Consider the following 22,836-nt stretch of genomic DNA (forward strand, 5'->3'; position numbering starts at 1 on the left):
AACTCCCCGAGGAGTCGTGAATGACGACCACCATGCCCGACCACGGCGGCCTCCCCCAGGAGGAGGACGGCCGTCCCTGGACCGACCCCGCCCTCCCCGTCGCCGAGCGGGTCGAGGCACTGCTCGCCCGGCTCACCCTCGCCGAGAAGGTCGCGCAGCTCAGCAGCGCCTGGGAGGACGTCGAACCGGCCGGACCCGAGGTGGCACCGGGCACCAGCATCTTCGACCGGGTCGGCGACCTCGCCGAGACCGCCCGGCACGGCCTGGGCCAGCTCACCCGCCCGTACGGCACCCTGCCCCGGCCCGCCCTGGAACACTCCCGGGCACTGGCCGACCGCCAGCGGCAGGTCATGGCACAGAGCAGACTCGGCATCCCGGCCATGGCGCACGACGAGTGCCTGACCGGGTTCACCGCCTACGGGGCGACGATCTACCCCACCTCGCTCGGCATGGCGGCCACCTTCGATCCGGAGCTGATCCGGCGGCTCGGCGCGGCCATCGGCGCCGACATGGCCGAGGCGGGCGTCCACCAGGGGCTCGCCCCGGTCGTCGACGTGATCCGGGACTACCGCTGGGGCCGCTGCGAGGAGACCTACGGCGAAGATCCCTATCTGGTCGGGGAGATGGGCGAGGCGTACGTCATCGGTCTGCAGAGCGCGGGCGTGTACGCCACCCTCAAGCACTTCGCCGGATACTCCGCCTCGATGGGCGGCCGCAACCACGCCCCCGTCCACGCCGGCCCCCGCGAACTCCACGACGTCATCCTGCCGCCGTTCGAACGCCTGGTCGCCGCCGGTGTCCGGTCGGTCATGAACTCGTACGCCGAGATCGACGGCGAGGCCCCCGCCGCCAGCCGCCGGCTCCTCACCGAAGTCCTCCGGGACGCCTGGGGGTTCGAGGGCACCGTCGTCTCCGACTACTGGTCGCTGCCCTTCCTGGTGAACGCCCACCGGGTGGCCGCCGACCTGCCCGACGCCGGAGCCCTCGCCCTGCGCGCCGGGATGGACGTCGAACTGCCCGACCAGCGCGGCTTCGGCGACGCACTCGTGCACGCCGTGGAGCAGGGCGCGGTCGACGCGGACCTGCTGGACCGCTCGGTGCGCCGGGTGCTGCGACAGAAGGCCGAACTCGGGCTGCTGGACGCGGACGTCGACCCACGGTCCCCCGCCCTGCGCGCGGGCGAACTGGACCTCGACAAGCCGGGCAGCCGTGCGCTCGCCCTGGCCGTGGCCCGGTCGAGTGCCGTCCTGCTCTCGAACGACGGCACCCTGCCGCTCCCGTCCGGCGGCCGGATCGCGCTGATCGGCCCGTGCGCCGACGACGTCCGCACCATGTTCGGCTGCTACAGCTTCCCCAACCACGTCCTCGCCGGCCGCGACGACCTGGGCAACGGTGTCGAGGCCGCCTCCCTCCGCACCGCGCTGGCCGAGGAACTCCCCTCCGTGGAGTGGGAGTTCGCGATGGGCTGCCCGATCCGGGACGAGGACCGCTCCGGTGTGCCCGCCGCCGTGGACGCCGCGGCCGCCGCCGACCTCACCGTCCTGGTCGTCGGCGACAAGGCGGGCATGTTCGGCATCGGCACCTCCGGCGAGGGCTGCGACGTGGAGGATCTCCGGCTGCCGGGCGTCCAGGAGGAACTGGTCGAGGCCGTTCTCGCGACCGGGAAGCCCGTCGTACTGGTCGTCAGCAGCGGCCGGCCCTACGCCGTGGGCCGGTTCGCGTCCGCCGCCGCGGCCATGGTGCAGGTGTTCCTGCCGGGCGAGGAGGGCGGCCGGGCGGTGGCCCAACTTCTGGCGGGGAGCGCGAACTTCAGCGGCAAGCTGCCCGTGCAGATCCCCACCTCGCCCGGCGGTCAGCCGTACACCTATCTCCACCCGCCGCTCGGCGACCGGCAGAGCTTCCTGTCCAACCTCGACCCGACCCCCGCGTTCCCCTTCGGGCACGGGCTGTCGTACACGACGTTCGAGGTCGACCAGATGTCCGTGGATCGTGAACAGGTGCCCACGGACGGGGAGTTCACCGTGCGGGCGCGGGTGCGGAACACGGGGGCGGTCGCGGGCGCCGAGACCGTCCAGCTGTACACGATCGACCCGGTCGCCCAGGTGACCCGCCCGGTGCGCGCGCTACTGGCCTTCGCCAAGGTGGCCCTCGAACCCGGTGAGGGAGCGACGGTCCGGTTCCACGTCCACACCGACCGGCTGGCCTTCACCGGCCTGGCCGGCCACCGCATCGTGGAGCCCGGCGAGATTCTGCTGGAGGCGGGCTCCTCCAGCCTGGACACCCCGGTGCGGGCCGCGATCCGGCTGGTGGGCGAGGAGCGGGACGCGAGGGTGCTGCGGCAGCACGGGGTGCCGGTGACCGTCGAGAGGGAGTAGCGACGTGTACGAGAAGGCGGCGCCACCGGTGGCCGCCTCTTCGGCTGCGCCCCAGAAAAGCGGGGCGCAGCCCCGGCTTTTCAGGGGCGCGGGGAACTGCGCGACGAGCCACGACGCACCGGCCCCCTTTCCCCGCTGACCGGCTAGCCTCGGGTCCACTGCTGGGTCGCGTTGCCCAGCCCCGTCCACAGCTCCACCTTCGAGCCGTTGGGCGTCCCCCAGTCGGTGACGTCGATGACCAGGCCGTTGGAGCGGTTGACGACGGTGCCGTCCACGCGGAACGCCCACTTCTGGCTGGACTTCCCGTTGCAGGCCCAGAGGATGAGCGTGGTGCCCGTGGTCGTACCGTCGCCGTTCGCGGCCAGGCAGTTGCCCGAGACGCGCAGTTCGCCGGCCGTGGTCTGGGTGATGGTCTGGTTGGCGTTGCCCGAGCAGTCGTAGATCTGGACCTGGACGCCCGTCTGGCCGTTCGGGACGTCGAGGCAGCGGCCGGAGTAGGCGCCCTTCAGGGTGAACGTCGAGGCCGTGGGGAGCGGGTCCTGGACCAGCTGCCAGTCCTGTGAGCCGTCGGTGGTCGCCGCCGCCACGGTGACGGAGCCGCCCGCGGTCGAACCGGTCATGTAGAGGCCGGTGTTGAGGACCGAGCGGAGCTTGTAGTACCCGCTGGTCGAGGGGGAGGCGAGGGTCCACTGTTTGTCGGTGGCGCCGTCGTCGACCCACTGGGCGAGCTTCTGCCCGGCCGTCGCGGTGCCGGTCCAGATGGCGACCGAGCGGCCCCCGGCCTTGTTGAGCAGGGTCACGTTGCTGCCCTTGGCGGTCAGGTGCCAGCGCTGGGTGTCGGCGGTGGAGCCGGCCGCGAGGACGAGGTCGGGGGTGTTCCCTGTGAGGTTCGCGTCCTGGGTCTTGCCGGAGGCGGTGGTGAGGACCTGGCCGGTCAGCCGGTTGACGAGGCTGTAGTAGGCGCCGTCCGAGCGGCCGAGGTCGACCTCGGCGTACTTCACGGGGCCGACGCTGGTGCCGCTCCAGGACGCCTGGAGGATCAGGACGCGTCCCGTGCCGTCGACGTACTGCAGGTTTCGGCTGTATCCGGCGGCGACCGGCGTCTTGTACTCCTTCCAGGTGCCGGTGGACAGCCCGGACTCGTTGACCCAGACGTCGCCGCTGCCGGCCGCGTTGTAGACGATCCGGCCGTCCGGCATGGGCAGCAGGACCGGGCTGCCGCCGGTGGACGGGGCGGCCCCGCCCGAGGGCACGGGCAGCGAGGTGATGGCGGCGTCCGTGGCGGAGAAGAACTTCGTCGGGTCGTCGGAGATCCGGTAGCGGACGTTCGTCCCGCCGCCCCAGTACTCGTACGTCAGCAGCCACTTGCCGTCGGTCGTCGGGGCGATGGTCGTCATGCCCGGGCGGCCCCCGCCGATCTCCGTCTTTCCGCTGCCCATGCTCACCGTGGAGCCCGGGACGTCGACGACCGGGCTGCTCCAGGCCGAGCCGCCGGTGCCGTTCCAGGTGCGGTGGAGGAGGACCTGGCCGCCGGAGTCGGTCGCGGTGTCGTTGGCCGGGTCGAGGGTCGGGGCGCCGGTGGTGGTGTTGTAGCCGGTGTAGTCGTCCTCGTCGGAGTAGTAGGCGATGAGCTGCCCGTTGTGGGCGAGCAGGTGCGGCTCCCAGACGGGGTCGACCTGGGCGTGGGTGTTGGCGGTGGAGACCCGGCCGAGGCTGCCCGCGCTGCCGCCCTGCCAGCCGCCGGCGGCGATGATGTTCTGGAAGCTCCAGGTCGCGCCGTCGTCCGTACTGGCGTACAGGGCGAGCGCCACGTCCTTGCGGTCGCCGTCACTGGTGGGCGTCCAGCTGGAGTTGGCGGCCTTCTGCTCCTCGTAGTAGTAGTCGTCGCCCGAGACGATGCTGGCGAGCAGCAGGGTGCCGGCGCTCAGGGAGCCGACGCTCTGCGGGAGGACGTACAGGTACGGGTTGGTCCAGTTGCTCGTGTACTTCGCGTACGCGGAGTCGGTGGAGAGGTAGGCGGGGGCCTTGACGTCGGCGAGCTTCGCCCACGTCGTGCCGTGGTCGTCGCTCTTGTAGATCGGCAGCGTCTGGCCCACCGGGGCGCTCTGGCTGTTCTCGAACGTGGCCACGATCCGGCCGTCCGCCAGCTGGGCCGACTTCGGGTAGAGCACACAGGGGCTCTTGTTGCAGGCGGCGGTGTTGTCCGCCGTATACAGATTCGCGGGGCTCGGCTGGTACGCCGACGCGGCCGTCGCGGAGGCGATGGCGACTGCCACGCCCATACAGAGGGCCGTCGCCGAAGCGAAGGCCTTTCGCGCCCAGGATCTATTCAACGGCGTTCCTTTGCCACGGGGGTGCGGGGAGGAAGCCAGTATTCGCAGGCGGCGCGGCACTGTCACCGGCACATTGCGAAAGGGTTTCGCGCGGCGGCGGGTTACGAGGTATTGACGCGGTGGCGAACGGACGTCGAGGTCCGCACCACGAGTTCCGTGGTCAGCTCGATCCTCGAGGACGCGGGCGGCCGGCCCTGGGCGAGGTCCATGAGCACCCGGGTCGCCTCGCGTCCCAGTTCCTCGAACGGCTGGCGCACCGCGCTCAGCGGCGGGCAGGCCATGGCAGCCACGAGGGTGTCGTCGAAGGACATGACCGACAGGTCGCCCGGCACGGCGAGCCCTTGCTGCCGGGCCGCCTCCAGCACGCCGAGCGCCTGTGCGTCGCTGGCCGCGAAGACGGCCGTGGGCGGGTCGTCGGCCCGCAGGATCTGCAGGCTGGCGGTCAGCGCCTCGGCGTAGTCGAAGTCGGTCGCGCGGACGATCGCCGGATCGTAGGAGACCCCGGCTTCCTCCAGCGCGGCCCGGTAGCCGTGCACGCGGGCCGCCCCGGCCAGGGAGTGCGAGCGGCCGGCGACCATGCCGATCCGGGTGTGCCCCAGGTCCAGCAGATGCTGGACGGCGTCCCGGGCGCCGCTCCAGTTCGTCACGCCGATGCTCGGGATGTCCTCGGACGGCGCGCTGAGCGGGTCGATCAGCACGACCGGCAGCCGCTGCTCGACGATCCTCCGCTGGTCCTCCTCGGCCAGCATCGAGATCACGATCACCAGCCCCGCAGCGCCGAGGGCCACGCACTCCTCCAGCCACGCGGAGATCGACCGCCGGCTCGTCGTGCCGGTGACCACGTCGATGCCGAGTTCACCGGCCGCGTCCACGATCCCCCGGGCGACCTCCAGGGTGTACGGGCCGGACAGGTCGCGGAAGACGACGATGATCTGCCGGGGCGTCTCGGGATCCCGCTCCCACGGGCGGACGTACCCGTGCCGTGCCAGCAGTTCCTCGACCCGGTCCCGGGTCGCCGCGCCGACGTCCCGGCGCCGGTGCACCACCTTGGACACGGTGCTGAGCGAGACCCCCGCCTCGGCGGCGATGTTCGTGAGCAGGCCGTGCTGCGCCTCCTGCCGGCCCTTGCCTCGACCTGTCACCCGATGTCCGTTCCGTACGCCGCGCGTTGATGCGCCGGACGCATCGCGTACCTGGCCGCAAGCCCCGCCGCAAGGTAACGGGGGCCGGTACGGGGAGGCAAGACCGGTGACCGCCGCCCACGGCGAACCCGCCGGGTCTCCTGGTCCCGCTGCCCCTCGGGCATGATGAGTCCCCGCCGCGCGGGAGGGTGTACCAGAGGCGAGTGTGGCGCAGGTCACGGGAAGTCGGTGCCGGGTGCCGCACAGCTCAATGAGGTGAGCACTCCTATGCGAACCCGGATACGGGCCGGGGATTCGAGCGCGTTCGCCGAGCTCTTCGACGCGTACGCCCGCGCGGTCTACAACCATGCCTTCCGGCTGACCGCCGACTGGTCGACGGCCGAGGACGTGATGGCCGCGACCTTCATGGAGGCGTGGCGGCTGCGCGAGAAGGTCGATCCGACGGGTGGTTCCCTGCGGCCGTGGCTGCTCGGGATCGCCACCAACACCGCACGCAACCAGTACCGGAGCAACCGGCGCTACCGGGCGGCGGCGACGGCGGCCGCCGCGGCCGAGCTGTCGGTGCCCGACCACGCGGAGGAGGTGGCGGACCGGCTCGACGACCGGGAGCGCCTCGCGACGGCGCTCACCGCGCTCGCGTCGCTGCGCCGCCCCGAGCGCGAGGTCATCGCGCTGTGCCTCGGGGAGGGCCTGGACTACGAGGCCGCGGCGGAGGCCCTCGGCATCCCGGTCGGCACGGTCGCCTCCCGGCTCTCCCGCGCCCGCAAGAAGCTCCGCAAGCTGGCCGAGGCCGCGCAGGCCAGACATCAACCACCGTTCCAGCCAAGGCAGTTGAGGGATCCGGCAGCGGCAGCGGCGGCCGGGAAAAATATCGGAACAAGTCCCGGGAAACGGGAAGGCGGCCGCTCCGGCCGACAGACAAGAGGCGATCACGCACACGCGATCCGGCCCGCACAGGAAGGAAACCGATGAACGCGAACACGTCCCGGCAGAACGCTGCCGAACGGGACGAGGGCGACCGTCTCTTCGACCGGACGACGCGCGACCTGCCACCGGGCCGTCACCGGTTCCACAAGGAGCGCATGATGGCCCAGATTCACGAGACCCAGGCGGCGGAGCGCACCGCCGAGCACCCGGCGGGGCAGCCGGCGGACCGGGCACGGACCCGGCGGCTGCGGCTGCCGCGCCCCGCGATCGCCCTGCCCGCGCTGGCCGCCGCCCTCGCCGGGGTGGTTGTCGCAGGGGTGGCCGTCTCCGGTGGCGGCGACGGCGTCAAGGACGAAGGCGTCGCCACCGGACCGGCCCTGACCACCACTGTCGGCGCCGCGACCAGCAAGGGTGTACCGCAGCTGCTGGACCGGATCGCACTGGCGGCGGCCGACACGTCCCATCCGGACGTCAAGCCCGGCCAGTACGTCTACATCGAGTCCAAGTCGGCCGACACCTTCCTGAAGTCCACCGACGACGGGACCACCCTGGCCGGCCACGAGCTGCACACCCGCCAGGTGTGGAAGTCCGCCGACGGCACCAAGGGCTGGCTGATCGACCCGGCCGTCAACGACAGCCCCGAGGGCGAGACCCTGAGCCTGCCCGACGAACAGGGCAACACCCCGAAGGCAAACCTGAACGCTCCGTCGTACGACTACCTGGCCAGGCTGACCACCGACCCCGACGCCCTGCTGGCCAAGATCTACAAGGAGACGAAGGGGCAGGGGAACTCCCCCGACCAGGAGGCGTTCACCACCATCGGCGACCTGCTCGGCGAGAGCTACCCCCCGGCGGAGCTGTACTCGGCCCTCTTCAAGACCGCCGCGAAGATCCCCGGCGTCGTCGTCGTGGACGACGCGGTGGACGCGGCCGGCCGGCACGGTGTCGCGGTGGCCCGGCTCGACGAGACCAGCGGTCAGCGCGAGGAGTGGATCTTCGACAGGAAGAGCGATGTGTTCCTGGGCGAGCGCACGGTCCAGGTGAAGCGGAACACCGGCACCGAGGCCCTCATCAAGCCGGGCACCGTGACGTTCACCAGCGCCGTCATGATCCGCGCCGTCGTCGACGGCATCAAGCAGACCCCGTCCCAGACCGGCTGACCCATCCACGGTCTTGCCCCGGGAGACCCCTGGGTGAACAATCCGGGGGTCTTTCCTGAACGAGGCCGGAACCTGGCGGGCGATCTTTCCGTCTTCCCTCATCGGACAGGGTGTCGTCGTCTAGCAAATCGGCCGGGAATTGAGATCCATACCAACGCGGGGTCCTTCGCGAAGAAGCGACGGAACACCCCCCTCCCCGTGGCCTCGACCGGGGCTGAGACTCTGGGCCGTGGCGGGCGTCACGGCCCTCGGGTTCCTCCTGGCACTCGAGATCGCCGCACGACGCTACGGCCTGCCGGGGCCGATCACCAACCAGGCGCGGGAGGTGGTCTTCGCCCCCAAATCAGGCTTCCTGCTGTACGCCGGCCTGGCGCTGATGATGACGGTGCTCACCTGGCGGCAACGGTTCGCCGCCGCCGCTGCCGCGATCGGCATCGACATCGCCATCGTGGCGGTCCGGTGGGCACTGAGCGCCCAGGTGACCGACGGCCACCAATTCGGCAACGGCGCGCTGTGGGTGATCCTGGGCCACGCGGCCATAGCGGTCACCCGCCGCACCGGCCGGGAACGCGTCCTGCTGCTCAAGGGCGTAGGGCTGGGCCTGCTGCTGGTGACCGGACGCAAGACCGGCGACACCTGGCTGCTCCTCACCTCGAAGACCCGTCCGACGGTACTCGACCAGTACGTGGCCACCGCCGATCACGCGCTGGGCGAACCGTCGTGGCTGATGGGCAGGTTCGTCACCGCCACCGGTCCGGTCGGCTTCAACCTTCTCAACATCGTCTACGGCCAGCTCGCCGTGGCCGCCGTCGTCGTCGCGCTGTACCAGCTGCGCCACGTGGCGGCCGAACGGCGCTTTCCCCGTCATCACCTGGTGCGCACCTTCCTGGTGATCGGCCTCATCGGGCCGGCCGTCTACATGATCTTCCCGGTGGTCGGACCGGTCTTCGCCTATGGCACCGGCGTCGAGCACTGGTCTTCGGTCATCCTGTGGCCGGACGCGCCGCCCGGCGGGCACGGCTTCGACGGCGGCCACTGGGAGGTGGCCGACCTGTGGCCGCGGGCGACGCCACCCGTCGATTCCCCGCACCCCATGCCGTTCGACGCGTTCACCCCGCGGAACTGCATGCCCAGCCTGCACACGGCGTGGGCCGTCGCGATCTTCATCCACTCCCGGAGCGGTCCGCGCGTGCTGCGCTTCGCCGGCGCGTTCTGGCTGGTCGCCACGCTCACGGCGACGCTGGGATTCGGCTACCACTACGGCGTGGACCTCGTCGCCGGCGTGGTGTTCACGCTCACCATCGAGGCGGCGCTGCGCTCGTTCGACCGCGGCTGGGACCGGTCGGGTCTCCGGTTCGCCGCCTACGGCGTGACGGTCTTCGCCGCGCTCCTGGTGTCGTACCGCTGGCTGCCGTTGGAGATGGCCAGGCACCCGTGGGCGTCCGGCCCGCTTCTCCTGCTGGCGATGGCCTCGGTGGTCTACGGCTACCTACGGACCCAGCGCCGGCCCGTGGAAGAACCCCTCCTGACGCCCCGTCAGTCCGTGCGGCCCGGGGTGATGCGGTAGACCGGCAACGGCGGACGGGCACACCCCGCCGGGTGTGCCTCCGCCGGGCGGGTGCGGCCCTCTGCGCACGGCAGGCCGGTACGGCTGCGCCCAGACGGATTCCCGGTGCCGGAGTAGCGTGGAATTCATGGCCGAAGACACGCTGATCGCACATGAGTCAGGGACCTTCGAGATAGCCGGCAAGCAGGTGGCCCGGCTGGGCTTCGGGGCGATGCGGCTGACCGGACCCGGCATCTGGGGCGAGCCGGCCGACCGCGAGCAGTGCCGGCGGGTCGTCCGCCGCGCGGTCGAGCTGGGCGTCCAGCTGATCGACACCGCCGACTCGTACGGTCCCCATGTCAGCGAGGAGATCATCCGCGAGGCGATCCACCCGTACCCCGACGACGTCCTGATCGCCACCAAGGCGGGCCTCACCCGCTCGGGCCCGGACGAGTGGGCCCCGGTCGGACGGCCCGAGTACCTCCGGCAGGAGGTCGAGATGAGCCTGCGGCGGCTCGGCCTGGACCGTATCGACCTGTTCCAGCTCCACCGCATCGACGCGAAGGTGCCGCTGGCGGACCAGATCGGCGAGCTGAAGCAGCTCCAGGACGAGGGCAAGATCGTGGCCATCGGACTCTCCGAGGTCACGGTGGACCAGCTCGAGCAGTGCCGGCGGATCGCGGAGATCGTCACCGTGCAGAACCGCTACAACCTCACCGACTCCACGTCGGAGGACGTGGTCGACCACTGCACGCGTGAGGGCATCGGCTTCATCCCGTGGGCGCCCGTCGCCGCGGGCGAGCTGGTCGAGCCGGGCCGTCTCGTCGACACGATCGCCAAGCGGCACGAGGCCACCCCCGGTCAGGTCGCGCTCGCATGGCTGCTGGCCCGCACCGAGGTCATGCTGCCGATCCCCGGCACCTCCCGTGTGACGCACCTGGAGGAGAACGTCGGCGCCGCCCGGGTCACCCTCGACCCCGAAGAGGTCGACCAGCTCACCCGGGCGGCGCGCGAAGCGGCCTGAGCCACCGGTCCACGGGGCGTACACCGGCGGGCGTGGGTCGCGGCGTGTGCTTATGGTGGGCAGGTGACGGGCGTTTCGCCGTGGACGCGGGTGCGCTCCAGGCTCCGGGCGCAGGGGCCGACGGCGGCCCGCATTCTGGTGATCGCGGTGGTCTGCTGGCAGGTCGCGCTGTGGGCCGGTGCCGTTCAGCCGCCGGTGTTCGCCGCCATCGTCCCGGTCCTGAGCCTGCGCGGTGACTCCGCCTCCTCCCTGACCGCGCTGCTGCTGAGGATCCTCGGCGTGATGGCCGGAGTGGCCCTGGGCGTCACCGTGGTCCACTTCTTCCAGCCGACCACGGCCGTCCTTGCCGTCGTGATGGGCCTGGCCCTGCTGTGCGGGACTGTCATCACCTCCGGCACGGCACTGAACGTGCAGGTCGCGGTGACCTCACTCCTGGTCTTCGCCAACCCCTCGCCGGACTCCTACGGCTTCGCCCGGCTGTGGGAGAACGCGCTGGGCGGCGCGGTCACCGCCGTCCTCGCTCCGCTGCTCTGGCCGCGCAACCCCCACCAGGAGGCCGCGACACTGGCACGCGAGTGTGCGGGCGATCTGACGGAGGGCCTCGTACGCAGCACACACGCGATCGGCTCACCGGACGCCGCGTACGCGAACCGGGCGCACACGCAAGCGGAGGCGGACCGGCTGCCCGGCTACGCGGACAAGGCCCGGGAAGCGGAAAAGGCCATGCGGTTCAATCCACTTCGACGGCGCCAACGGACCGAGGTGACCGAACTGAGGGACCGGATCGACCGCACCGCCCAGGCCGCGCCTCATCTCCTCGCCCTGGCCGCCGAGGTGGACTTCTTCACCGCACGCGACGGACCCACCCCGGCCCTCTCCCGGGCCCGGACCGCCCTCCTCCCGGTCGCCGAGGCCACCGGACGAGCCCTGAAAGCCCTCCTCGAAGGACGGGACCCCCACCAGGACACGGCCACCGCCCGCGCCGCACTGGCCCGGTACAGGAAGGAGGACGTCGCTCCTGTGGCCGTACTGCTCCGCAGACCGTTCACCAAGATCCTCGACCTCTGTGACCGTCCCCGGAGCTGAGGACGGGCCGGAGGGGCCGTCGGCGCTCACCGAGGGGGCATCGTGTCCTCATGGCCCGGTGACAGCCCGTCCTGGTCGCCGGGTCCGGCGGTCCAGGTGATGTGCGGGGGCTCGACGCGTGCGTACCGGGGGCCGCCGTCCGCGTCGGTCAGCCCGACACGGCCGACCAGCAGGCCGTGGTGCGCGGCGGCGGCGAGTACGTCGGCGGGGACGGCGTCGAGCATGAGCTTGGTGCGGCGGAACATGGAGAAGACGCCCGAGTCGTCGACCGTGCACCAGGACAGGTACACGAACCGGCGGCCCAGGCGGTCCTGCACATATGGGCCTGTCACCTCGATGCCGGCGGGGGTGGCGGTCGCGGTGCACTCCAGGGTCCATGTCGCGGACGCGGCGTCGCCGGGCTGTGGTGCGAGAAGTTCGGCCGGACGGTCACGGCGTTGCACGGCGACATGGATGTCGGCGTACGCGGGGCCGTCGGTGCCGGCGGGGGCCGGGCGGGTGCGGCCGGGCAGGTCGACGGCGTCGATACGGATGCGCATACCGGCCATCATCCGCCCGCGGCCACCGTGCTGACCGCAGCCGCCCGCATCCGCCCGCGCTCGGCACGGTGGCCGGGAAGGTGGTCGCTGGGGGCCGTTCGTCGTTCTTCTCCTGGGCGAACAGCGGGGCCATGGGGGCTGGGCCGCTCGATCCGGTGCTCATGTGGTGCGGCCGAGTACGTCGTCGACGCTTCGGGGCTCGGTGCGGGGCTGCTGGTTGAGCTTGTGGCGCTCGATGGAGGATCGCCGGTAGACCTCCTTGCGGACCCGCATGATGTTGCCCAGGGGCGCGTGCTCGGCGGTGACCCGCCAGGGCGTGAAGGACAGCGAGTCCATCTTCTCCAGGTTCTCCGGCTCGGAGATGTCCTGCTGCGGCAGCCGCAGCTTCGCCACGGTGAAGGCCGGCGAGAGCTGCTCGGGCCACTCCACGGTGGTGTCCTCCACCGGCATGCGCTCCAGGTCGGTGCAGAGCTGGACCTGGATGTCGAAGACGTAGGGCCCCTCCTGCAACTCTGCTTGCAGGGCCGGCCGGAAGACCTCCGCCGCCGAGGTCGGGTCGAGGGTGCGCCGGACCACCCCGGCGGCGGACGTCGGGTCGGGGGTGATGCGCACCTTGGCGATGTAGTCGCCGTGCCGGACCGCGCCCATCGTCCAGTAGCTCGACAGCAGTATGTTCACCGGAGGCGTCTTCGACAGGCGCAGGAAGGCCAGGAACTCGTCCCACGCCCAGTTGTCCTGGTCCAGCGTTCCTTTTCCGGTCACGAATTCGGTGTAGAAACGATGTGCTCCGGGGCGGCCCTGGGAGAAGTAGGCCGGCGCGTTCAGGAACAGCTCCTGGATGAACAGGTAGTGCTCGACCGTGTTGCAGAAGAAGACCGGTCCGTTGATGTTGGCGTAGTCGAAGGTGCCCGAGTCCGGTTCGTCCTCCAGCAGGGTCGGGCCGGGGATGCCGAACATCTTCAGTGCCAGTCCGGTGGCGGCGCCCAGTCGCGCGTCGGCTCCGGCGTGGGGCGAGCCGTTGGAGAAGCGGATCAGCGCGTCGTGGGTTCCCGGGGTCGCGTAGATGCCCTGGGCGTACTCCGGAGGCAGCCCGTCCAGGATCTCCACCTCCCCCCGGACCAGCCCGTAGCCCTTGGCATGGGCGTCGCGAAGGGCCCGCCCGGTGCCGCCGGCCTCGACGGACTCGGCGATGTAGCCCTCGGTCTTCTCGATCACCGTCTGCACGTCGCGGTCGAAGTTCGGGGCGTAGTCTTCGACGTCGGGCGTGTAGCGGACGAACTGTGCTGCCATGGCTGCGGCCTCTCCTCGGAGAGCGTGATCGGACCTCAGGGGCTTGGAGCGGCTGTCAGCCCTCCAGTTCGGCGAGCCAGCGCAAGGCACGCAGCCCCGGCACGAAGCAGTACTCGCCGCCGCGTGTGACCACGAAACTGGGCAGGTTCTGCAGGCGACGCCGGACCGGCTTCTCCGGGATGGTGACGCTGCCGGTCCCGCCGTGGTGCCCGGCCACCGGGTCCTGCTCGCCGGGGTAGCCGATGAAGTTGCCGTCGTTGACCCACTCGGCCTTGATGAACTCGAACTGCCGTTCCAGGTGGGCCCCGAGGAACACGCCGACCAGGCCGCGGTCGGCGCCGTCGTCCTCCAGCACGCCCTCGGGCAGCGGCGGGCCGTAGGTGGTGCCGCGACGGATGAGGCGGTGCATCCGCGCGTCGCCGATGATGGTGGCGTCGCGGGGGTTGGTGCGCCGGATGTGCGCACCGGCGGGGCACCGGTAGCCCCGGTCGTCGTTCTCCCGGTACAGGAAGTTGTTGACGCGGTGCGGATCGGCAGCCAGTTCCGGATCGTCGTGCTCCGGCGCCAGCGCCAACGGCGCCCCGCTGGGCCAGCGCCCGACCATCTTCGCCGCGAGAAGTGCCTCATCCTCGGCGCCGGCGCTGTTCGCGCGCAGGTAACGGCGCCAGGCCGCCACGTTGGTGTGGACCTTGCGCACGGCCGCGTAGGTGCCGTTGCGCCCCAGCACATCGGGGCTGGGCATGGGCGGCAGATTGCCGGTTTCGTCGGGGTAGCCGAGGATGAACTCGCCGGCCTTGATGGGGGCTTCCTGCGGGTTGGAGCCGGGCAGTCCGACGCCTTCGATGTTCGGATGGCTGATGCCGTCGCGGAATCCGAAGGTGGTGCGCCCGGTCGGGAGCTGGTGGACCTCCTGCTGCCAGATCACCTCGACACCGGGCGTGTCCTCGTAGGCGGCACGGGCCCGCGCCAGCTCCCTGTCCAACTGCGCCGCATCCGAGGAGAGGGCGCTCAACGCGATATGGACGTCGCCCGTTCCGAACGGTGCCTCCCAGTGGGCCGGTGCGCTCTCGCCCACGTCGCCGATCAGCTCCGCGCGCGCGGCCATGCCCTCGCGGAACGCCTGCGGAAAGCTGTCCAGCGACTCCTGGGGCGCTCCCAGAGCTTTCAGCCCCTGGTAGGTGAGCGCCACAGCCACCCAGGCATCCTGGCTCCGGTCCTTGCCGGGCAGGCCACCCGAGGCAATCGGGAGCAGCCGCCGCAGCAGGTCGCGCCCGGCATGGCGGTCATCGACACGCAGGAAGACGAACTCCCCCTGATAGGGCACGGGCCGTGGGCGCAGTGCCCCGCTCTGGACGTCGTCGATCTCCACGCGTACGCCGACCGCGCTGCTGCTGTCCGCGGGGTTCATGATCGCTTGTGCCTCCACATCGGTCTCTGCCTGGGCAGCCCTGCTGTTGGCGGCCCGCGCCCGCCGACGCGGGCCACCGAAGTTCGGGTCGGTCCTTGGGGTCGGCCGTGTCCGGTTCTAGGCCGAGGCTTCCTCCAGCAGCTTCTGGAAGGCCGGCGTGGACACCAACTCCGCGTTGGCCGGGTTCTCCAGCGCCGCCCGGAACTGGGGGGTGTCCAGCACCTCCTGGAACGCGTCGTCCACGCGGTGGTCCTTGTAGATCTGCTGAACGGTCAGGTCGGGATAGGCGCTGACGAAGACCCCCGCGGGCTCCTGGTGGGCGACGAACCAGTCCTTCGCCCCTGGGTCGGTGACGCCGGGGAACCCGACGCTGTGCGAGAAGACCCTGTCGAAGCGGTCCCCGACCACCGTCTTGGCGAAGTCGTCGATGTAGTTGTCCCAGGAGCCGTCGAAGACGCTGGCGAACATGAACCGGGTGTCGTTGTCGAAGATCACATGCCGTGCGTCGTGCAGGGTGCCGATCTGGCGCACCGCCGCATGGACCTTCTCGTCATCCGCCGCGGCGGAGAGCGCGGCGAGGTCCTCACGCAACGCGTCCGCATGGCCCGGCTTGATCTCGGTGAAAACGGTGAACTCACTGCAGACCCCATCCGACCTGCCCGGGCGCTCGGGGTGAGCCGGTTGGGTTGCACCTGTCGTCGCAGTCATCGTGGAACTCTCCTGCCACGGATCGGTGCGAGGGTCACCAGGAGCCTGAACATGAGGCACCGTCGCCCTCACACGTCAATCGTCACCGCGAGCCCTCCGCCTCGCATCCCGGGCCCGGGCACAGTGGTCGGCAGCTCCCGAGAAGCCCCCGAGAGGCTCCCGAGGACAGACCCGGCCGGGCGCAGGAAGATGGAACGGCGGGACGTGCCGAGTTGGTCGTACGTCGTCTTCGTTCTCGGGCAGCCACTTCCGCACGCCCGTGAAGACAGTGGCGCGGCCGGTCGCACCCCGGCCCAGGCACCGCCGAGGCGGTCGAGGGCCCCTCTCGCGCCGAGCCCCGACTCGACCGGATCGCCCCCTGACCCCCGCGGAGGCAACCATGGGCAAAGTTCTCGGTGACGTATTGGGTTTCGCGGCCGCCGTCGCGGTCAGCCCGCTCCCGATCATCGCCATCATCCTCATCCTCGCCACGCCCAGGGGCCGTCTCAACGGCGTTCTCTTCACCGTCGGCTGGATCCTGGGACTCGCGATACTGGGCGCGGTGATGCTGGCGATCGCCTCCCCGGCGGGTGCCTCCACCCACAAGCACCCGGCCACCTGGGTGGGAGCCCTCAAGCTCGCCCTGGGCCTGTTCCTCGTCCTGTTCGGCACCCGGCAATGGCACCGGCGTCCGAAGGATCCCTCGCAGGCCCAGCTGCCGAAGTGGATGAGCGCGATCGACCGCCTCACGCCGGTCAAGATCTTCGCACTCGGGCTGGCCCTGGCCGCGCTCAACGCCAAGAACGCCCCGTTGACCATCGCCGCGGGCGCCGCGATCGGCTCGGCCGGAATACCGGTCGGGCAGCAGATCGGCTCCCTGGCGATCTTCGTCGTGGTCGCCACCCTCGGCCTGCTGGCGCCGCTGGGAGTCTTCCTCCTCGGCGGAGAGAAAGCCAAGACCACGCTCGGCAACTGGAAGGACTGGGCAGCCCAGCACAATGTCGCCGTGATGGCCGTCCTGTTCTTCGTCCTCGGGCTGAAGCTGCTCGGAGACGGCATCTCCATCCTCACCTCCTGACCCGCCGGTCAGACGTACGGCTTCGGGTCCGGCAAGCGGAGCGCACTGTGGGCCGTGTGCTGGCTGGGGATTCCACGAGGACGGCTGCCGTTTCGGCGTCGAGGCCGCCGCGGCGCTGGGAGTGCGCTGGTGAACGCCGTACCCGCTCTCTACTCGTGCACGATCGGGCACGTGCGGACCACTCCCTGGCGATACGCGCTGCGCCACCGCACGTACATGTGGCTCATCGACCCCGACAGACCGCCCCACCTGCCCCTTCCGCTGCGGCCGTTGGCCCGTTTCGACCCACGCGCCCACTTCACCGGCGACCGGCCCTCGATCCGGGCCGGCCCGGCCGACTTCCTCGCCGGTCACGGCGTACACCTGGACGGCGGCCGGGTGGTGATGCTCACCCACGCGCGCATGCTCGGACACGTGTTCAACCCGCCCACCCTGTGCTGGTGTCACGGCCCCGCCGGGGAACCGCGCCGTGCGGTCGCGGAGGTGCACAACACCTACGGCGGGCGGCACTGCCACCTGCTGCGGCCGGACGCGTCCGGGACCGCGCGCACCGCGAGGGAGTTCCGCGTCTCGCCGTTCTTCCCGGAGGCAGGTGCGGGCAACGCGGCTGACCCGCCAGGGTCCGCTACCGCCCCCGCGACGGCGGGGTCGCCGGGCCGGCCGGCTTGGCGAGTTCCGCGGCGAACTGCGCTCCGGTGAGCAGCGCCAGATTCGACAGCCACAGCCAGACGAGGAAGACGACGCTGCCGGAGAGCGAGCCGTACAGCCTGCTGTAGGCGTCGAGCGTCGTGGCGTACGACGAGAAGCCCGCGGAGACGGCCAGCCACAGTGCGGCGGCCAGCGCGCCGCCGGGCAGGCTGTGCCCGCGTCGGCGCGCGCCCGCCGGGCCGGTGTGGAAGACGACCACGACCAGGAGGGCGACCAGGCAGAGCAGCACGGGCCAGCGCAGCAGGCTCCACGCCCAGGCCGCGGTGGTGTCCATGCCGAGGATCCGGCCGACGGCCTCCGCGAGCGGCCCGGTCAGCAGCAGGGTGAGCGAGCCGACGAGGAGCAGGGCGAGCACCACGAGCGCGGTCAGCACGATGCGGTGCGCCTTGCGCCAGGTCGAGCGCCGGTCCTCGACGCGGTGCATACGGTGCAGGGCGCGGCGGCAGACGGCGAGATAGCTGGAGGCCGACCACAGTGCGCTGGCCGTACTGGTCACCAGCAGCGGCCAGGCCGTGCCGTCCGTGTCCAGGGCGTGGGACAGGACGGCGTGCAGGTCGGCACCGGAGTCGGCCGGGGCGTACGCGGCGACGTGGCCGATGAACTCCTCGGCCGTGTCCGGGCTGATCAGACCGAACGCCAGGACCATCGCCAGCAGGGCGGGGAGCACGGTCAGGATCGCGTAGTACGTCAGCGCAGCCGCGTAGTCCGTGATGTCGTCGTTCCACAGGGACACCGGCGTGCGCCGGAGCGCGGGCCACCAGGCGGCGGGCTGCTGGAACACGGCGGTGCGGCGGGCCCGGTCGGTGTACGGCTCAGTGGACATGCGGTATGCGATGCGAGGCGGCACTCAGACGGACCCCTGTGTGTGTCGTGTACGGCTCCGCCGCCCTGGCGGCTACCGCCATCATCCCGCGGAGGGCGGGCAGCACGGTTACCGGGGGCGTGGCGGGTCCCAGGGCGGGCCGTCGTGCGGCCCCGGCAGTGCCGCCGGACACGGCCGTCGTCTTCCGGGGCGGTCCGCCCGGTTGCGCCCGAGCGCCACCCGGCCCACCAGCTCCTCCAGCTCAGGCCCGTTCGAAACGGGGGAGGACGATCAGGCTTCGGGGATGGCGCGGCCGTAGTTCGCGAGGGTGACGTTCTCCGGTTCGGGGCCGCCGCGCCGGCCGGTCTCCAGGGCGTCGAGGGCCTTCAGCTCGTCCGCTGTGAGTTCGAAGTCGAAGATGTCGATGTTCTCGGCGATCCGGTGACGCCTGGTCGACTTGGGGATCACGGAGCGACCGTGCTGAACGCCCCAGCGGAGCAGCACCTGGGCCGGGCTCTTGCCGTGTGCCTCGGCGATGCCGGTGACGAGGGCGTCCTCCAGGACGCTCCTGCGGTTCTCGCCGTATCCCGGGTAGAAGGTGATCCCGCCGATGGGGGACCACGCCTGGTTGAGGATGCCGTGCTCGTCGTCGAAGTCGAGGACGGCACGCTGCTGGAAGTAGGGGTGGATCTCCAGCTGGTTGACGGCGGGGACGACGGCGGTGGCGTCGAGCAGCGCGGTCAGATGGTCGACCATGAAGTTGCTGACGCCGATGGCCCGGACCTTGCCGTCGGCCAGGAGCTTTTCCAGCGCGCGGTAGGCCGCGAGGGTCCTGTCGAAGTCCGACGGCAGCGCCTGGTGCAGGATGAGCAAGTCGATCCGGTCGACGCCGAGTTTCGCGGCGCTCTTGTCGAAGCCGTGCAGGGTCTCTTCGTACCCGTAGTCGCTGATCCAGATCTTCGTCTCGACGAAGATGTCGTCGCGGGGTACGGCGGATTCGCGGATGGCCTGGCCGACCTCGCGTTCGTTGCCGTACGCGGCGGCCGTGTCGATGTGCCGGTAGCCGAGGTCGAGGGCGGCCGTGACGGCCGCCCTCGTCTCGTCGGGCGGGGTCTGGAAGACGCCGAGTCCGAGCGCGGGCATCGGGACGCCGTTGTTGAGGGTGAGGGTCTGCATCAGGGTGTCCTTTCGTGGTGTGGGGGACGGGGTGGGGACGATGAGGGCCGAGACGGTCACTTACGCCGACGCGAGCAGGACGGCGGAGCCGGTCGGTGCCGCGCCTGGGCGGGCCGCCATCTCGGCGCCGGTGTGTCCGGTGGAGACGGCGGCGTCCACGGCGGTCAGGGTGCTCAGGCTCAGCGCGCTGCCGGTCCGGTGGTTCCGGAGATCGACCGGACCGTGGACGAGGTGCCGTCGAGGCATATGAGTGCTGCGCGCACGGTGTTCCTTCGGGTCGGTTCGGAGTCGGGATCCGGGGTCGGTTCCGGGTGGCCCTGCCTCGGTCCTCTCCAGGAAAGCGCATGCGGGACCGCGGGTGGGAGGCACTGCTTTTCCAGGTACTCGCAGTACCTCGCAGGTCGTGGCACACGGACCTACCGTGGAGGCGCCGGCACAAGATTCACGCCGATCAGGAGGAGTTCCCGTGTCCCTGGCACCCGCCGAAGCCACCGTCCACCTCGCGTCATGTCCGTCGGCAGCGCCGTGGCACACGCCTGGGGAGTCCGATCATGGCCGGCGCTGACAAGAAGGGCCTGGCCGCCGAGGTCCGCGACTTCCTGAGCACCCGGCGGGCACGGATCACCCCGGAGCAGGCCGGACTGCCGGTCTACGGCGGGAACCGCCGCGTCGCGGGCCTGCGTCGTGAGGAGGTCGCCCTGCTCGCGGGCATGAGCGTGGACTACTACGTCCGTCTCGAACGCGGAAACCTCTCCGGCGCCTCGGACTCGGTGCTCGAAGCCCTCGCGCACGCCCTGCGGCTCGACGAGGCCGAGCGCACCCACCTCTACGACCTGGCCCGTGCGTCGACACCGCCGGGCCGGCGGGCCACGGTGACCTCGTCCCGGGTGCGGCCCACGATCCTGCGGCTGCTGGAGTCGATGACCGGGGTGCCGGCGTTCGTGCGCAACGCCCGGTTCGACATCGTGGCCGCGAACGCCTTGGGGCGCGCGCTGTACGCACCGGTCTTCGAATCGCCGCTGTTCGCCCAGCGGGGGCCGGTCAACAGCGCCCGTTTCATGTTCCTGGACCCGGCGAGCAAGGATTTCTGGGTCGACTGGGACAAGGGGGCCGACGACTCGGTGGCCTTCCTGCGCACCGAGACGGGCCGGGCACCGCACGACAAGGCGCTGACCGACCTGATCGGAGAGCTGACGACCAGGAGCGACGCCTTCGCGGCCCGGTGGGCCCGCCACGACGTGAGGTTCCACCGCTCTGGCGTGAAGAACCTCCACCACCCGCTGGTCGGGCCTCTCGCCCTGCCGTACGAGGCGATGGACCTGCCGTCCGACCCCGGCCTCCGCCTCAACTTCTACACCCCCGAACCGGACTCTCCGGAACGGGAGGCCCTCGGCCTCCTCGCCAGCTGGACGACCACCGGCACGGTCGCCCCCTCCGGAACCGACTGACCAAGCGAACCACGCGAACCAACGAACCACGCGAACCAAACGGACCACGCGAACCGCGAGAACCAGGAGAACCCCTCCATGCAGTACCGACCGCTCGGCCGCACCGGCGTCCAGGTCAGCCCGCTCTGCCTGGGCGCGATGATGTTCGGGCCCTGGGGCAACGAGGACGAAGCAGACTCCGTACGGATCATTCACCGCGCCCTCGACGCGGGCATCAACTTCGTCGACACCGCGGACGTCTACTCCGTCGGCGTCTCGGAGGAGATCGTCGGCAAGGCGCTCAAGGGCCGGCGCGAAGAGGTGTTCCTGGCCACCAAGTTCTTCATGCCGATGGACCAGGACGACCCCAACCAGCGCGGCGGCTCACGGCGCTGGATCATCCGCGCGGTCGAGAACTCCCTGCGGCGCCTGGGCACCGATCACATCGACCTCTACCAGGTCCACCGCCCCAGCCCGGACACCGACGTCTCGGAGACCCTCGGCGCGCTCTCCGACCTCGTCCACCAGGGCAAGATCCGTTACCTCGGCTCCTCCTCGTACTCCGGCTCCCAGATCGTCGAGGCCCAGTGGGTCTCCCGGGAGCGGCATCTGGAGCGGTTCGTGACCGAGCAGCCGCCGTACTCGATCCTGGTCCGCGGCATCGAGGAGGACGTGCTGCCCACGGTGCGACGCCACGGCATGGGCACCCTCACCTACAGCCCCCTCGCCGGCGGCTGGCTCTCGGGCCGCTACCGCAAGAGCGCTTCCGAGGGGCCTGCCTCGGCGGCACGCCCCCGGGCCCGCTTCGACATGGGCGCCCCGGCCAACCAGCGCAAGCTCGACGCCGTCGAGCAGCTCGCCGTCCTGGCCGAGAAGGCCGGACTCACCCTCATCGAGCTTGCCGTCGCCTTCGTCGTCAACCACCCGGGCGTCACCTCGGCGATCATCGGGCCGCGCACCATGGAGCAGTTGGCGGCGTTCCTGCCCGCCGCCGACGTCACGCTCCCGGCCGACGTGCTCGACGCCATCGACGAGATCGTGGCCCCCGGGGTCACGGTCAACCCGGTCGACAACAGCTACGGCGACTTCGAGCTGCGGCCCGACCAGCGGCGTCGTTGACGCGATGCCCGCCCGCAGGGCCTGAACCCCCAGGGGGCCCGGGGCTCCGGGAACACCTGGTCACAGGGCGACCGTCGCGTGCATCTCCCAGATGAGGATTTCGGCGGGGGCGATGGCGCTGATCCGGCGGCCGCCGGTGGCGGTGAAGCGTGCCGCGTCGCCCTCGTCGAGGGTGCCGGTGCCTTCCAGGTCCACGGAACCGCGTGCGACGAACAGGTGCAGGTAGGGCGCCTCGGGGAGGGTCACCTGCTGTCCCGGGCGCAGCCGGGCCGCGTGCAGGGCCGCGTGCCGGTTCTGGATCCGGATGGCGCTGGCGTCCCGGTGCCTGTCCATGCCGGACGCGACTGTGACCAGTCCGCCGGTCAGCAACTCGGCGTCGATTTCGAGCTGTTCGTAGCCCGGGGTGACGCCGGCCTCGTCGGGTACGACCCACATCTGGACGAAGTGCACCGGGTCGGTGGGGCGTTCGCCGGCCGACCGGTAGGAGTCGTTCTTCTCCGAGTGCAGGATGCCGGTGCCGGCGCTCATGCGCTGGGCCAGGCCGGGGTAGATCACGCCGGAGTGGCCGCTGGAGTCCTGGTGGACCAGGGAGCCCTGCAGGACCCAGGTGACGATCTCCATGTCCTGGTGCGGGTGGGTGTCGAATCCTGTGCCCGGTTGCACCAGATCCTCGTTGTTGACCAGCAGCAGGCCGTGGTGGGTGTTGGCCGGGTCCGGCCGGTGGGTGCCGAGGGAGAAGGAGTGCTTGGAGTCGAGCCATGACAGCCGGCTGGTCAGGCGTCGGTCGGCACGTCGCACGTCCACCGTGGGTGTCAGCACTGCGCTCATCAGGCGCTTCCTTTCACGCAGAGATCCCGCAATGATCAGCATTCAACGTTCACGGTACTCCCGAATCGCGTGAACGTTCAACTGGTGGCGGGTGGGGGTGGGCTGGGTGCCGTGCGTAACGACTTCCTTCGGTCCATTCTCGGCGCGCCGTAATAACTTGAGCACTAAAGTTATCGAGCGT

19 protein-coding genes and 1 pseudogene are annotated in these 22,836 nt (G+C 71.0%); 10 read left to right on the plus strand and 10 right to left on the minus strand.

Translation table 11 applies throughout. The features are described from left to right. Positions 1-20: 20 nt before the first annotated feature. Entirely contained in the window at positions 21-2,375 is a 2,355-nt protein-coding gene (locus ACWGJB_RS42880) for a glycoside hydrolase family 3 N-terminal domain-containing protein (RefSeq protein ID WP_453385449.1), read from the plus strand. Between the two features lie 143 nt (positions 2,376-2,518). On the opposite strand, the gene ACWGJB_RS42885 is transcribed toward ACWGJB_RS42880, so the two are convergent. Continuing rightward, the gene (locus ACWGJB_RS42885; protein WP_453385450.1) at positions 2,519-4,657 is read right to left on the minus strand and encodes an RICIN domain-containing protein; all 2,139 of its coding nucleotides are present in this window, start codon (positions 4,655-4,657) and stop codon (positions 2,519-2,521) included. A 152-nt stretch (positions 4,658-4,809) separates the two neighbouring features. Beyond that, positions 4,810-5,850 carry a LacI family DNA-binding transcriptional regulator gene (locus ACWGJB_RS42890; RefSeq protein WP_453385451.1) on the minus strand — a complete coding sequence of 347 codons (1,041 nt, stop codon included), beginning with the start codon at positions 5,848-5,850 and terminating at the stop codon, positions 4,810-4,812. A 267-nt stretch (positions 5,851-6,117) separates the two neighbouring features. Here ACWGJB_RS42890 and ACWGJB_RS42895 point away from each other — a divergent pair, with 267 nt between their 5' ends. The 5 genes from ACWGJB_RS42895 to ACWGJB_RS42915 all read left to right on the plus strand — a co-directional run bounded on the left by ACWGJB_RS42895 (position 6,118) and on the right by ACWGJB_RS42915 (position 11,593). Further along, positions 6,118-6,822 carry an RNA polymerase sigma factor gene (locus ACWGJB_RS42895; protein WP_453385452.1) on the plus strand — a complete coding sequence of 235 codons (705 nt, stop codon included), beginning with the start codon at positions 6,118-6,120 and terminating at the stop codon, positions 6,820-6,822. After that, a complete protein-coding gene (locus ACWGJB_RS42900; protein ID WP_453385453.1) occupies positions 6,819-7,937 on the plus strand; it encodes a CU044_5270 family protein in 1,119 nt (372 codons plus the stop codon). The genes ACWGJB_RS42895 and ACWGJB_RS42900 overlap by 4 nt, the downstream gene beginning before the upstream one ends. Before the next feature lie 229 nt (positions 7,938-8,166). Continuing rightward, positions 8,167-9,504, plus strand: coding sequence for a phosphatase PAP2 family protein (locus ACWGJB_RS42905; protein ID WP_453385454.1), 1,338 nt, complete (start codon positions 8,167-8,169; stop codon positions 9,502-9,504). A gap of 127 nt (positions 9,505-9,631) precedes the next feature. Next, complete coding sequence (locus ACWGJB_RS42910) at positions 9,632-10,507, plus strand: aldo/keto reductase (protein ID WP_453385455.1); 876 nt, start codon at positions 9,632-9,634, stop codon at positions 10,505-10,507. A 63-nt stretch (positions 10,508-10,570) separates the two neighbouring features. Continuing rightward, on the plus strand, positions 10,571-11,593 hold the full coding sequence (locus ACWGJB_RS42915) for an FUSC family protein (RefSeq protein ID WP_453385456.1): 1,023 nt from the start codon (positions 10,571-10,573) through the stop codon (positions 11,591-11,593). Between the two features lie 26 nt (positions 11,594-11,619). Here ACWGJB_RS42915 and ACWGJB_RS42920 read toward each other — a convergent pair whose 3' ends face one another. From ACWGJB_RS42920 to ACWGJB_RS42935, 4 genes are all read right to left on the minus strand, one after another. Further along, positions 11,620-12,132, minus strand: coding sequence for a DUF5990 family protein (locus tag ACWGJB_RS42920; RefSeq protein ID WP_453385457.1), 513 nt, complete (start codon positions 12,130-12,132; stop codon positions 11,620-11,622). Positions 12,133-12,291: 159 nt separating this feature from the next. Further along, positions 12,292-13,422 carry a catalase family protein gene (locus tag ACWGJB_RS42925; RefSeq protein ID WP_453385458.1) on the minus strand — a complete coding sequence of 377 codons (1,131 nt, stop codon included), beginning with the start codon at positions 13,420-13,422 and terminating at the stop codon, positions 12,292-12,294. Positions 13,423-13,477: 55 nt separating this feature from the next. Beyond that, complete coding sequence (locus ACWGJB_RS42930; RefSeq protein WP_453385459.1) at positions 13,478-14,830, minus strand: Dyp-type peroxidase; 1,353 nt, start codon at positions 14,828-14,830, stop codon at positions 13,478-13,480. A 117-nt stretch (positions 14,831-14,947) separates the two neighbouring features. Next, a complete protein-coding gene (locus ACWGJB_RS42935; RefSeq protein ID WP_453385460.1) occupies positions 14,948-15,538 on the minus strand; it encodes a hypothetical protein in 591 nt (196 codons plus the stop codon). 379 nt (positions 15,539-15,917) lie between these two features. On the opposite strand from ACWGJB_RS42935, the gene ACWGJB_RS42940 reads away from it, so the two are divergent. Beyond that, positions 15,918-16,595, plus strand: coding sequence for a GAP family protein (locus tag ACWGJB_RS42940; protein ID WP_453385461.1), 678 nt, complete (start codon positions 15,918-15,920; stop codon positions 16,593-16,595). 129 nt (positions 16,596-16,724) lie between these two features. Continuing rightward, positions 16,725-17,189, plus strand: a pseudogene (locus ACWGJB_RS42945) (DUF1365 family protein); the annotation flags it as partial. A 31-nt stretch (positions 17,190-17,220) separates the two neighbouring features. Here ACWGJB_RS42945 and ACWGJB_RS42950 read toward each other — a convergent pair. The 3 genes from ACWGJB_RS42950 to ACWGJB_RS42960 form a co-directional block, all read right to left on the minus strand. Continuing rightward, the gene (locus ACWGJB_RS42950) at positions 17,221-18,126 is read right to left on the minus strand and encodes a YihY/virulence factor BrkB family protein (protein WP_453385462.1); all 906 of its coding nucleotides are present in this window, start codon (positions 18,124-18,126) and stop codon (positions 17,221-17,223) included. A 270-nt stretch (positions 18,127-18,396) separates the two neighbouring features. Then, positions 18,397-19,281: an aldo/keto reductase gene (locus ACWGJB_RS42955; RefSeq protein WP_453385463.1), complete on the minus strand. Its 885-nt coding sequence runs from the start codon at positions 19,279-19,281 to the stop codon at positions 18,397-18,399. 60 nt (positions 19,282-19,341) lie between these two features. Then, positions 19,342-19,527, minus strand: coding sequence for a hypothetical protein (locus ACWGJB_RS42960; protein WP_453385464.1), 186 nt, complete (start codon positions 19,525-19,527; stop codon positions 19,342-19,344). Positions 19,528-19,832: 305 nt separating this feature from the next. Between ACWGJB_RS42960 and ACWGJB_RS42965 the strand changes: the two genes are divergently transcribed. After that, entirely contained in the window at positions 19,833-20,729 is an 897-nt protein-coding gene (locus ACWGJB_RS42965) for a helix-turn-helix transcriptional regulator (RefSeq protein ID WP_453385465.1), read from the plus strand. 78 nt (positions 20,730-20,807) lie between these two features. Continuing rightward, positions 20,808-21,827: an aldo/keto reductase gene (locus ACWGJB_RS42970; protein ID WP_453385466.1), complete on the plus strand. Its 1,020-nt coding sequence runs from the start codon at positions 20,808-20,810 to the stop codon at positions 21,825-21,827. A gap of 60 nt (positions 21,828-21,887) precedes the next feature. Here the strand turns inward: ACWGJB_RS42970 and ACWGJB_RS42975 are convergent, their stop codons facing one another. Then, entirely contained in the window at positions 21,888-22,655 is a 768-nt protein-coding gene (locus tag ACWGJB_RS42975; protein WP_453385467.1) for a pirin family protein, read from the minus strand. Between the last annotated feature and the right edge of the window lie 181 nt (positions 22,656-22,836).

The sequence above is a fragment of the Streptomyces sp. NPDC054813 genome, assembly GCF_053611365.1.